Genomic DNA, 12,683 nt, shown 5'->3' with positions numbered 1-12,683 from the left:
ACAAACAATACAATTGAATATTATGAAAGCTACAAAATTAAAAGTTACAGCGTTGGGCTTGGTTGCGGTTTTCGGCGCTACGGCTATTATGCCTGCCTGCAAATCGTTAACAAATACACAAAAAGGCGCTGGGATTGGTGCCGCAGCGGGCGGAACCATTGGTGCGCTGATTGGGAAAAAAGCTGGCAACACTGCTGTTGGAGCAATTATTGGTGGCGCAATTGGCGGTACTGCCGGCGCATTTATTGGCCGTAAAATGGACAGACAGGCCAAAGAAATTCAGCAAAGCATACCAGGTGCAGAGGTTATCCCTTACGAAGAAGGCATTATTGTGAAATTCGACTCAGGCATTTTATTTGGGGTAGATAAATCAGAACTACAAGCGGCTGCGAAACAGAACATAGACAACCTAGCGGCTTCTTTAAATAAATACCCAGATACAGATATTATGGTAATTGGCCATACAGATGCTTCTGGCAGTGATGCTTACAACATGGGCTTATCTGAAAGAAGAGCAGCGGCGGTTAAAAACTACGCAGTAGCTCAAGGCGTAAGCTCTTCCAGATTAAAAACTGTAGGTAAAGGCGAGAGTGAGCCAATTGCTTCTAATGATACGGCAGAGGGCATGGCGCAAAACCGAAGAGTAGAAATTGTAATTGTTGCAAACGAAAAAATGAAACAAGAGGCTAAGGCCGCAACTAACTAATCGGCAAAATACCGATGATGTAGAAAAGGAAATCATATTTTAACAGATTTCCTTTTTTTTGCCCCTAACGCTAAATATATTGTAAAACAATTGTCATCAAATTAACAACCAACAAACAAAATCCGCAATTCGTTATAAAATCATCAAATAACCTCTATTTTTGTAACGTATTTGTTAACAGCTAATAATTACCGACATGTTTGAAAAATTGAATCAAATTGTAAAAGAAAGCGAGCAAGCTTTCCAGGCATCAAACCTGGGCCAAAACAGCCTGAGGGATGCAATGCATGAAGCAACAGGAGTAATTGTGGACGTGCTAAAATCACAAATTGACCATGGCAAGGCAAAAGACGTGATGTCTTATTTCACCGGAAAACAGTCGAATTACCAAGGTTTAACAAAGGCAATGACCAACAAATACGCGCACCGCTTAAACCGTTATTTTAATTTAGATATGGAAGACGCGAGAGCGCTGAGTGAAAATGTGATTCCTGCGGTGATGACAAAATTTGTAAAACAAACCAGGGAAGAGCAACAACAAGAAAACGGTGTGTTTGGGATGATGAACTGGTTGAGCGGCAACACCGTTAATTTTGAAAATTTTTTTTTGAAACTGAATGTAGTTTCGGTTGCTTAATTGCAATAATATCACGGAAAAAAGGCAGGTGCAGTTGCGCCTGCCTTTTTTGTGTTAGTCTTTTTGGCTGGCTAAGTTTACAACAAGCGATTCCTGAATTATTTCTCCTTTCAAGGATTTGCCTCTAATATCGTAAAATAGACGCGGTATTTCTATCTGTGGGGGTATAGCAAAGTTAAGTTCCACTTTTCCTTTATCATCAGCAACGATATCCGGCTTCCAGTAAATAAGGGGTTGCTCACCCATGTCCCAATTAAAACTATAGGACTTATCGAAACCGTTTATATCTGCTGACAAGAAACCTTTACCTGAAACTTGTTCTTTTAGTGTAACATAAATTACAACCCTTTCTACCAAACAAGATGCAACGCCCATTATATAACCACTTAATAGCTGTACCCTAATGGTTTCAATTTTACCTAAAGGTAGATTGAAAAACTCTTCGCGATAGCTTTTAGCTACATCAGGTATATCGGTAAAGTATTCTCTTCCGTCAACTACAAATTGCGGGTATAGCATTACCTTTTTACACCTAACTTGGTTTGGTTCAACCAGCAAAGTATCCAAACACCAAAACATCACACCATTTTCATTGCCCCCAGAAGGCAAAGCTCCTTTTACATTTTTTAAAAGCCACCAAGTGAGTGTTTGGTATTCTAAATCTTTTGTCCCTAATTCAAACGCTTGATCATCATGCAACGCGGAAAAAAATCCATTAAGCAATAGGATATTTTTTTTAGCGTTGACCACTACTTGGTCCAACATTTGACCAGCTACCTTCAACTGTTCCTCTTGGTCTGTTTTATCGCGCGTTTTAAGATGCTTAATCGCATAGTTACCGATAGTATCCGAAGGCAATTTCGGGATATCCATTAAGGCATAATTGCTGTCCAAGACAATCTCTCCTTTTTTTTCGCCTTTAGCATCCATCGCCGTCAACCTCAATTTAGTCTTTCCGTAAAAAATAAGATTATCAAAGCTAAACTTTCCCAAACTGTCAGTACGCGTAGGCAATAATATGGATTGGGCAGAGTTGCTGAGCGTCAAACTAATATTTACGTTGGGTAAAGCTTTAGTTTTTTCCATCACTGTTCCGCGTACGGAAATGCCTTTTTCGGGCAAATAAGCAATACTAGCTGGCAGATTTTGGCGAAACAAATCTGTTGGTGACAAGGACAGTAAGAAGGCTGTTGTGTCGGGAGTGGGACTGTTGAAATAATCCAATGTTCTTCCTTCATTACTTTTAAGCTCTGCTATTAAACCAAAATACAAGTTCATATCGGCATTGCTTTGCTTTTGCGTACACACAGCTAAGGAGAGGTGTGCATAGGGCGATGTATCTATTTCGCAAAAGAGGCTATCTCCGCGTTTAGCTAACTTGCTTAATTTAAGCGCCGCAGGTTCTTTTGTTTGGGAAGTCTTGTGGTAAACAAATCTATGACTTATTAATACATCATCTTTATATACCGAAAAATTCAACAACCCAGGAGGCAGGTCTTTGGCAGCAAAATGAAGCATCGTATCAGACGGGAGATGAACAACTTTTCTTGTAAAATATCCGAAAGCGGATGTACCAATCAACAACAAAGGTTTATTAACAGTTTCGCTATTAGGCAAACGACAAATATTTATAACGATGTTTTCTCCGCTTAATACGTTCATCGATACTGCTTGATGTTTAGATGCGGGAATAGCAAATCTCTGAGCTTTTTTATCGCCACTTATAACGGCATAAGACGCATCACTGTTTTTATCCAACGTAAAGGTGCCTAAACCGAACCTGTCTGTTAAAAAAGTTTTTAAAGGTTTATTTTTTACGTTATAGATGGTTACCGTATGCGGATATACACCACCTCCGGTTAATCTTACGGCAAACTTCCAATCTTTATGAGGCATCCATGTACCTCCTTCCGGAAAAAATTCTAAGGCCTCGGTTTTGCTCGGACCTATTTCGGTTTTTTCTTCTGTTTGAGCAGTGCCAATATAAATCCGCTTCTCAAAAACCGCCTGATTGGCGTATAAGGACATCCATCTCGTATATGCGCGGATTAGATATAATCCGCTATGCAGGTTATTTTGTATAAAAAAAGCCCCCTCTGCTACCCCATTTTTGATATTGATTATTTTTCGTTGTTCAACGCTTTTGCCTGCTAAATCTACTAAATCCACGTATAACACTTCATCGGATTGGTTTAAGGGAAGATTGCTGTATAGATAGGCGCTGAACCAGAGCGTGTTGCCTTGCGCAAGCTTATCGGCACTGGTGTGGAGATATACTTTTTCAATTAAAGCCCTAACATTTTGAGGAAAAGCGTTTAAAGTGAAAAACATGAGCAACAAAACAATTTTAGCCATATCGCCCGCGATAGTTTCAGAATGTTGTTTTACAAAGTTGTTAGTTTTTTAAATTAACAATTTTACTAATTAAAAAAAAATATCACCCTAACCTCACCAGCTTATCCCCCTTTAAAACCGGTATGCTTTGCGTAGTATTCACATTTAAACAAAACTCAATATCTTTTTCAATACCCAAGTTTTTTAACCTCTCACTGTGCGAGGTTTTACCGGTGTAGGCTTTTAAATCATCTTTAGCCAAAAGGTACAAATCTTCTGCGGCGGTGCTGCTATCGTCTAAAAAATAATCTTCGCCTTTTAATTGATGCACTACTGCGCCCGCGAAAAGGGTATCTTCTAAATTGAATTTGTTCTTCCATCCGGCGCAAAGCAAAACCACATCTTTTTGCGCTGCTTTTAAATAATCGCAAACTGCGTCTAAATTCAAAAACGAGCCGATAATGACTTGATAGGCGGTTTTTTTAGATTCGTTAATGGCGTGCGTGCCGTTGGTGGTGGTTAAAACAATGGTTTTACCTGCAACCTTTTCTGCCGTATAAGAGAAAGGAGAATTGCCAAAATCGAATCCTTCTACCACTTTACCGTCGCGCTCGGCGGCTAGCAGGCAACCTCGCCCATAATTGCGGCATTCATCAACTGTAGCTACCGGAATAATAGCTTCGGCGCCGTTTTCTATACCGTAACAAATAGAGCTGGTTGCCCTAAAAATATCTATAACTACTACTATGGAATTGGATAAATCGTACAGCGAGATTAAAGCCGGCGTTAGGCAAACCTGTATGTTTTTTTGCATGAATTATTTTTGATAAAAAGGAGGTTTTACCACCTGTGCTTTAACTTTATTATCGCGTATTTTGATGTAAACTTCGCTGCCAACGTTAGCAAAAGCGACATCTACATAAGCCAAACCGATGGCCTTTTGTAAAGACGGCGACTGCGTACCCGAAGTTACTTTGCCAATTAAATTTCCGTTGCCATCAACTACCTCATAATCTTTTCTGGGAATGCCACGCTCCAACATCTCAAACCCTACTAGCTTTTGCTTTACACCTTGCTCTTTCTGTTGTTGAATTAGTTGAGCTCCCACAAAATCTTTGGTGAATTTTGTCACCCAGCCTAAGCCCGCCGCAATTGGAGAAGTGTGGTCGTCAATATCGTTGCCGTACAAACAGAAACCCATTTCTAAACGTAAAGTATCGCGCGCGGCCAGGCCAATTGGTTTAATACCGTAAGGCTCGCCTGCTTTAAAAACGGCGTCCCAAATTGCCTCTGCGTAAGCGTTATCGAAATAAATTTCGAAACCGCCAGCGCCGGTATAGCCTGTTGCGGATATCAATACATTATCAAAACCGGCAAAGGCGCCTTTTTTAAAAGTGTAATAATCCATTTCGCTTAACGCGATATTGGTTAGGCTTTGCAAAGCCTCGGCAGCTTTTGGGCCTTGTACGGCCAATAAAGATGTACGGTCAGAAATATCTTTTACATCAACATTAAAGCTGTTGTGCTGTTGAATCCAATCCCAATCTTTTTGAATATTTGCCGCGTTTACCACCAACATATAAGTTTGGGCATCTATACGGTAAATCAAAAAATCGTCTACAATACCACCGGTTTCATTTGGGATATAAGCGTATTGGATTTTCCCATCCACCAATTTTGAGGCGTCATTTGAACTTATCTTCTGAATCAGATCCAAAGCCTGTTCGCCTTTCACAATAAATTCGCCCATATGGCTCACGTCAAAAACACCTACGGCATTGCGTACGGTTTCATGTTCGGCATTAATGCCAGCGTATTGAACGGGCATATTATAGCCGGCAAAGGGAATCATTTTGGCACCTAAGCCGATGTGCTTGGCGGTTAAAGCGGTGGTTTTCATAAAATCTGCGAAAGCAATCTGACGCGAAAAACGTTGAATTAAGGTGGCGAAAATAATAAAAATTTAGCCTTCTTGGGCGGTTAAACTTTCATATACCTTCATCAGCTTTTCGCCGTAAAGTTTTTGGTTATGGTTACGTTCTACCAACTTACGCGCACCTTCGCCTATGCGGTTTACTAAATTTCTATCGGTAAAGCATCTTAAAATCTGCTTATAGAAGTGATCGGTAGAGTCGGCAATTAAAATATCCCTATCGTGATGGTAAGCAATACCTTCTGCCGCTATGGAGGTGGCAATAATACATTTGCCCAGCGCCATTGCTTCAATAATTTTTACCCGCATACCGCTACCGCTTAATAAAGGCACAATTATTACATGTTGCCGCGCAATAAATTCTTTGGCGTTATCTACCGGGCCTTCACAAATAAAATGTTCATCGGCCAGCCCGAAATAGGTTTCCGGAATTCTTTTGCCTGCCAAGTGGAATGTAATTCCCGAGCCTAGTTGCACAATATTTGGCCAAACGCGCTCCAAAAACCAATCTAAGCCCTCGATATTTGGCCGCCAATCCATAGAACCGATGTAACCAATACTTTTATGCGGAGATAGCTTATAATGATTTTGATAGTTCTCTAAGTTTAACGAAACCGGAAAAGTATACACCCGGCTATGCCCTAAGGATTTGAAAAAATGCTCGTCGACAAAACTGATGGATAAAACGGCATCAAACTTTTTAAGAATATTGTACTCGAAGCTTTTTAACCTTTTGCTTAATAAATGCAGGTACAGTTTGCGGATTAAAAAGTTCTCTTTAATGGTTAACCTTTTCCAAATTTGGTGTTCGATGTTGTGCGCACGATAAACCAACTTAGCCTTGCTGTTGGCTTTAATTACTGATAAGTAAGGTGTTACCTGCAAGCCTTCAAATTGCACCACATCAAAACTTTCGCGCTTTAAAATATGGCCCAAACGGCTGGCACAGCCCGGGTGAAAAAAACGGCTGATGTTATAAGACTTGCGGGTAAACAGGTTTAAAAACGCACGGCCGGCTTTTACGCGGTTATCTATTTTATATTGGTGGAATTTGATTTTTTGGAATACCGGATCATCAATTTCTGATGTATTGATGTAATGTTTGGTGGTATTGAGGCTAAAAAGCGTGACATCGCAACCTAAATCTAACAAAGCTTGCACAGTGTTGTGCACTACAATAGCGTAGCCCCCGTCTGCCGGAAACGGCACTCTATTCGTAAGCAATAACACACGCATGTGTGCAAAATACTAAAAAATGGACAGTTGCGGGTCGGTGATTTTAAAAGATTTGCGGTGATAAGGGCTAATGCCTATCTCCATCACAGCTTGCCGGTGTACGCTTGTTGGATAACCTTTATTTTGTTTCCACTGATAAACAGGATATTCTGCGTGCAGTTGTGCCATAAAATCATCCCGATAGGTTTTAGCCAAAATAGAAGCTGCCGCGATAGAAAAATACTTGCCATCACCTTTTACAATGCACTCGTGCTTAATGTTTGGATAAGGTTTAAAGCGGTTTCCATCAATAATCAAAAACTCTGCTTTAATATGCAATTTATCAATAGCGCGGTGCATGGCTAAAAAAGATGCGTTTAAAATATTGATGCGATCAATTTCTTCATGATCGACCATGGCAACGGCAAAAGCCAGCGCTGTGGCTTCAATCTCTTGGCGCAAGCGGTAACGGTTTGCTTCATCAATCTGCTTTGAATCGTTTAATAACTCGTGATGAAAGTTTTTTGGCAGAATGACCGCGGCGGCAAAAACCGGCCCTGCTAAGCAACCTCTGCCAGCTTCATCACAACCGGCTTCTAAAAACTCGTCCTGAAAAAAAGGTAAAAGCATATTAAGCGAGTGTTTTCTGTATGGTTTGCCATAGTTGTTCGGCGGCAATATCCCAGCTGTAATTTTGGACCAAAGTTAAGCCTAATTTTATTTTTTCGGCGTTTTGTGCCGCGCCGCTTGCTTGTAAAAATAGCAATTCGGCCAATTCATCAACGTTGTTTGCTTCAAAAAGGTGTGCAGCGCCTTTCGCTATTTCTGCCATAACGGTATTTTTTGTGGTAATTACCGGCGTTCCGCAGGCGAAAGCTTCAATCACGGGCAAACCAAAACCTTCAAAATAAGACGGATAAACCAAAGCTGTGGCGTTGTTAAGCAAGATGTTTAGCTCGTTATCGCTCAGGTTTTTATTGAAAATCACATCGGTACGATGGATCATTTTCTTTAAATATCTGGCAATTTGCGATGTTTTCCAACTGCTTCTGCTCACCAAAACCATTTGATGGGGCAAGCCGGCATTTGCAGTTTTAAACTGTTCAAAAGCTCGGAGCAAGTTCAAAATATTTTTCCGCGGATGGATAGCCCCAACATAGATAAAATAGGGTATGCGGTCCGCTAGCTTTATTTCACTTTGCTTAAAAACAGCAGAAACACCGTTGTGTATCACGTCAATTTTCTCCGGATTTACCTGATACGTACGCACCAAATCGGCCTTGCTAAAATCAGATACGGTAATTAAGCGAGTGGCTTTGCGGGCAAAGCGCAGAAAAAAAAACTTATAGTATAGCTGGTGCAAAACATCTACGCCTTTAGCAAAATGCTCGAAAGCCAAATCATGAATGGCAACCAAAGTTTTAGCTTTTAACTTTAAAGGAACATGTCCGTCTGGCGAAAAAAACAAATCAATATTTTCGGTTTCCAATGCTTTTGGCAAACGGTGCTGAAACCAGTAATAATACAAAAAAGGATGTCGCGCCGGCGGATTAACCACCAAACCTTTAACATTAGGCCCAAAAATAAATTCCGGAGAAAAAGGGCGGTCAAAGCAAAAAACAAACTCCACCTCGGGATGGTTTTGCACTAATCGGCGCAACAGTTCTACACTAAATCTACCTACACCTTCCAGCTTATCCGGAATTAACAAACGGGTATTTACAGCTATGCGCAACAAATTTGGGTTTTAGCAACTAAGGTAATGAAATATAAAAATTGGCAGATTATGATTAAAGGTTTTATTTTGTTGTATGAGCCATCAAAAGTTTGCCAGCCGGGTTATTGCCCTCATTGCTTTAAACCTGCTGGTGAAAATGGTATGGATTTTTTTTGTAGAGCGAAAGGTGCAGCTAGAAGTTGGCTTTGCCAATTACGGCGAGTATTACAGCATCTTAAACTTCACTTTAATTTTAGGTATTATCAACGATCCCGGCTTGCACAACTACCTCATCCAGAGCCTAGCAAGCTCATCCTCGCTTAACAACAGCTCCAAATTTTTACAGCTAAAGTTTTTTTTGGCGGCGGTGTACATTGTGGTGAGCTGGGCAATTGCCTTAATAATTGGCATTGGCGGATTGTTGCTATGGCTGTTATTGGCTTATCAGGTATTATTTAGTTTCTTAAATTATCAGCGTAGTTTTTTAAAGGCGCACCAGCTTTACACGGCAGAGGTTTTCCTTTCTGTGTTTGATAAAGCCCTGCTTATCGTCGCTTTTTTACCTCTCCTATACTTCAATTTCGGGTTGCAATGGTCTGTGCGGGTTTATGTATTGGCGCAGATAATTTCGGTGTTCATCGCGGTAGCATGTTGTGGCTTCTATCTTTCCAAAAAGCAAATTACGCTGTTTAAAACAGTTTGTTTTAGTTTTGATTTCAGCTTGTTGAAAAAGCTTGTGCCTTACGCTTTATTTGCTTTTTTGGTATTGGCTTATCAAAAAACAGATGCGATATTATTGGTGAAGTTATTGCCTAACGGAGGAGAGCAAAGCGGCGTTTATGCAGCAGCTTACCGCTTTTTGGATGCCAGCAGCATGTTGCCTATTTTGTTTGCTTCTTTATTTTATCCTACACTTTGCAACTTAATTACGCGCAAACAAAGTATTGAAGTTCTTGTGCGCGACAGTTTATTTACGCTTTTAGGTTTAAGCTTAATCATTGCCTTTGTAAGTTGGTTTTTTAGGACGCCTTTAATGGAGCTATTTTATCAGCAACAAAACACACCGCAATTGGAACTGCTGTTCGGCTTGCTCATGTTTGCGCTTCCGCTGATTGTGATGTACTACGTGTTTAGCAGTGTTTTTACCGCACAAGAACGGTTCAGAATTTTAAACGGCGTTTCCGCCTTGGGTTTTGCTGTTAACCTGCTGATGAACTTTATCCTAATACCGCGCTACCAAGCCGTTGGAGCCGGTATGGCCTCTCTCATCAGCTTTGCGCTTGTGGCTTTGTTGTATCTTCTGTTTTATCATCAAAATTTTAAGCCTCTAACCCAAAAAAACGCTTATTTAAAACTGGGGCTGTTTACGGCTTTTCTGTGGGTTTTTGGCCTGATAATAACAAGTTTTGCATTAAATTGGATGATCATGCTTCCGCTTTATGCCATTTTAAGTTTAACGCTTGCGCTGGTGTTGAAAATCGTTAAAACACCTAAGCAATTCTTTAAAGCAAGGCATTGCCAATAAATTAATTAAATTCACACCTTCAATTTTATGGAACTTAAACCAAACCAGCCAGATTTTTTAGATCTGTTACGTGTGAGCTATAATTACCGTAAACAAATTTTGTTTTTGACCATTTTTGGGATGCTTGTAGGCATTGCAACGGCGTTTTTAGCAAAACCGGAATTTGAGGCATTTACCGTTTTTTACATCCCGGCCAACAATTCAATTTCTAAATCTTTATTGGCAGAAAACAATTTAGAAAACTTTATGCGCTACGGCGATGAAGACCAGATAGACCAAGCCATAGAAATGCTGAATTCCGATGCACTTAAAGACCGCGTAATTGCAAAATTTAACCTGCAAGAGCATTACGGCTTTAAAAACACCAAATATCCGCAAACCAAAACCCGCGCTAAGCTAAAAACAAACAGTGATTTTAAAAGGACCGATAATTTGGCCATTAAAATTGCCGTGCGCGATGAAGACGCCGTTTTAGCTAAAGAAATGGCCGATTATTTTCTGCTAAGTTTAGACAGTATGCGCACCCAAATTCAGCAAGCACGCGGCCAGCAAGCTTACCAGTTGATAGCGCAGCAATATCAAAAAAAACAGGCAGAGGTAGATGCCATTTTAAAAAATCTTTCGCAAATAAGGCAACAGGGCGTTTTTGATTACGAATCGCAGTCGGAAGTGCTAAGCAAAGCCATCATTGAAGCCGAAACAAGGGTAAAAGCAGAGGAGGCACGTTTAAAAGTTTATCAGCAAAATGCCTCTAAGCTGCCGGATAGCACCATTATAAAAACCCAGGGCCGTTTAGCGGCCGCTAAAGCCAGCTACCAGATCCTAAAACCTACGGTAGCTAACTTTGGGCGTTTAAGCGGGAAATACCTGGAGCTGGAAGCACTTTATAAAAAAGAACAAGAGTCTTTGGCTAACCTACAATTGCGTTTTGAAGGTGCAGAACTGGATTATAAAGCGGCCATCTCGCAACGCTTTTTGATAGAGAAAGCCAGCGTGCCAGAGAAAGCAAAATACCCGCAAAAAGCAGTTTTAATCTTCTTGTTTACGCTATCAGGCTTTATCATTAGCTTCTTAACCGTTTGCTATCTGGAATTTGTTGCACCACGTTTTCGCACGCGGCATGTTCGGCTTTAAACCTGTACACCAACTTTATTTTTTTTCGGCAATAGCGCTTTTGCTCATCGCTTTCCTTACGTGGGGACAACCGGGCTACACCATTGCTATTGTGCCCGCTTTGTTGGCGGTGTTAACGCTGTTCACTTTCAGTAACAGCAATGCGTTTTTATTGGTGGCATTTTGCACGCCTTTCTCGGTAAAATTGTTATTCGGCGATGCCGGCATCAATGTGCCCAACGAACCGTTGATGCTTTTTTTTCTATTACTTTTTATTTTTAAGCTGGTGAAAAATTGGGAGCAATTAAAACCAATAATTACGCATCCGTTGAGTTTAATTGTTTTGCTAAACCTTAGTTGGATTTGTATCACATCTGTCACCAGTGTTTTGCCTTTAATATCATTTAAATTTTTGCTCGCCCGCGTCTGGAGCGTCGTTTTTGCTTTTTATTGGGGCGCCATTGTTTTTGCACAGACACGAAACATTAAACGCTTTTTTATGGCTTATGGCGCCGGCTTATGTTTGGTGATCATTTACACCACGTTAAACCACGCGAGCACCGGGTTTTCGCAAGCAAAAAGCATGTTGGTAATGCACCCTTTTATGGACGACCATACCGTTTATAGTGCAGTTTGCGCAATGGTTTTAGTCTTTTGTGCGGTAATACTTTTAAGACAGTATCGAAATTTAAGCTTTTTGGGCTTTTGGTTTTTCGTTGCGATTTGTATGCTTTGTTTATTGGGCGTAGCATTTTCCTATTCGCGCGCAGCCGCATTAAGTTTAGTTTTTGTTTTAGGATTTTATCTATTACTGCGCTGGCGTATGAGCTTTAAAAGTTTGGCCGGATTGGTAACAATAGCTGTAATACTGACGACCGTTTTTAGCCGTCAAATTTATCAGGAAGTAAAGTTTAACCGTGCAGTCTCTGGCAAAAATTTAGCTACGGATATCCGTTCCATATCCAATGTAAAAACCGATGAATCAAACGTGGAGCGGATAAACCGGTGGGAGTCTGGCTATCGGATGTTTTTAGAAAAGCCTTGGCTGGGTTTTGGCCCCGGAACCTACATGTTTACCTATTCGCCTTACCAAAAAGCGCACGAAATGACTAGTATTAGCACTACTCATGGTAATATGGGCAATATGCACAGCGAATATTTTGGCCCACTGGTAGAAAGCGGTGTTTTAGGTTTATTGATTACGCTGCTGCTCTTTTTTACTTTCCTGAGGATAAGCATGCGTATTTATTACCAGAGTATAAACCGAGATATTAAGACACTTTGTTTGGCTGTTTTATTAGCTATGGTGAGTTATTTTTTCCATGGCTTGCTCAACAACTTTTTAGATCAGGATAAAGTTGCCGTGCTTTTTTGGGCGATGATGGGAATGGTTGTAGCGCTTGATTTAAAGGAAACAACACGGGCCCGAAACATAACAATAAGCAATTGATGGCTTGAAGGTTTACGTTGTCTTGGGTTTAGAAACATAAACTTTCTCTCCAA

11 protein-coding genes are annotated in these 12,683 nt (G+C 40.6%); 5 read left to right on the top strand and 6 right to left on the bottom strand.

All coding sequences use genetic code 11. From position 1 onward, the window contains the following. Window positions 1–22: 22 nt before the first annotated feature. Window positions 23–706 carry an OmpA family protein gene (locus tag BCY91_RS03335; protein ID WP_120180608.1) on the top strand — a complete coding sequence of 228 codons (684 nt, stop codon included), beginning with the start codon at window positions 23–25 and terminating at the stop codon, window positions 704–706. Window positions 707–902: 196 nt separating this feature from the next. Beyond that, window positions 903–1,343, top strand: coding sequence for a hypothetical protein (locus tag BCY91_RS03330; RefSeq protein ID WP_120180607.1), 441 nt, complete (start codon window positions 903–905; stop codon window positions 1,341–1,343). Between the two features lie 54 nt (window positions 1,344–1,397). On the opposite strand, the gene BCY91_RS03325 is transcribed toward BCY91_RS03330, so the two are convergent. From BCY91_RS03325 to BCY91_RS03300, 6 genes are all read right to left on the bottom strand, one after another. Beyond that, on the bottom strand, window positions 1,398–3,698 hold the full coding sequence (locus BCY91_RS03325) for a carboxypeptidase-like regulatory domain-containing protein (RefSeq protein ID WP_120180606.1): 2,301 nt from the start codon (window positions 3,696–3,698) through the stop codon (window positions 1,398–1,400). Between the two features lie 82 nt (window positions 3,699–3,780). Further along, window positions 3,781–4,491, bottom strand: coding sequence for a 2-phosphosulfolactate phosphatase (locus tag BCY91_RS03320; RefSeq protein WP_120180605.1), 711 nt, complete (start codon window positions 4,489–4,491; stop codon window positions 3,781–3,783). Between the two features lie 3 nt (window positions 4,492–4,494). After that, window positions 4,495–5,577: a glycine cleavage system aminomethyltransferase GcvT gene (gene gcvT, locus BCY91_RS03315; RefSeq protein WP_120180604.1), complete on the bottom strand. Its 1,083-nt coding sequence runs from the start codon at window positions 5,575–5,577 to the stop codon at window positions 4,495–4,497. Between the two features lie 63 nt (window positions 5,578–5,640). Next, entirely contained in the window at window positions 5,641–6,846 is a 1,206-nt protein-coding gene (locus BCY91_RS03310) for a glycosyltransferase family 4 protein (protein ID WP_120180603.1), read from the bottom strand. A gap of 12 nt (window positions 6,847–6,858) precedes the next feature. Then, window positions 6,859–7,455, bottom strand: a complete 597-nt coding sequence (locus tag BCY91_RS03305; protein WP_120180602.1) for a ribonuclease HII — start codon at window positions 7,453–7,455, stop codon at window positions 6,859–6,861. Between the two features lies 1 nt (window position 7,456). Further along, a complete protein-coding gene (locus BCY91_RS03300; protein WP_120180601.1) occupies window positions 7,457–8,563 on the bottom strand; it encodes a glycosyltransferase family 4 protein in 1,107 nt (368 codons plus the stop codon). Between the two features lie 73 nt (window positions 8,564–8,636). Here BCY91_RS03300 and BCY91_RS03295 point away from each other — a divergent pair, with 73 nt between their 5' ends. Genes BCY91_RS03295 through BCY91_RS03285 form a run of 3 tightly spaced genes read left to right on the top strand, consistent with a single transcriptional unit; the run spans window position 8,637 to window position 12,630 of the window. Further along, entirely contained in the window at window positions 8,637–10,067 is a 1,431-nt protein-coding gene (locus tag BCY91_RS03295) for an oligosaccharide flippase family protein (protein WP_120180600.1), read from the top strand. A 27-nt stretch (window positions 10,068–10,094) separates the two neighbouring features. Beyond that, window positions 10,095–11,201, top strand: coding sequence for a Wzz/FepE/Etk N-terminal domain-containing protein (locus BCY91_RS03290; RefSeq protein WP_120180599.1), 1,107 nt, complete (start codon window positions 10,095–10,097; stop codon window positions 11,199–11,201). Further along, window positions 11,188–12,630 (top strand): O-antigen ligase family protein, encoded by a 1,443-nt coding sequence (locus BCY91_RS03285; RefSeq protein WP_120180598.1) that lies wholly within the window; start codon window positions 11,188–11,190, stop codon window positions 12,628–12,630. Before BCY91_RS03290 ends, BCY91_RS03285 begins: the two co-directional genes overlap by 14 nt. The last annotated feature ends 53 nt before the right edge of the window (window positions 12,631–12,683 follow it).

The sequence above is a fragment of the Pelobium manganitolerans genome, assembly GCF_003609575.1.
Classification (GTDB): domain Bacteria; phylum Bacteroidota; class Bacteroidia; order Sphingobacteriales; family Sphingobacteriaceae; genus Pseudopedobacter; species Pseudopedobacter manganitolerans.
The sequence above is the reverse complement of the archived record's forward strand: the minus strand, read 5'-3'. Positions and strand labels throughout refer to the sequence as shown.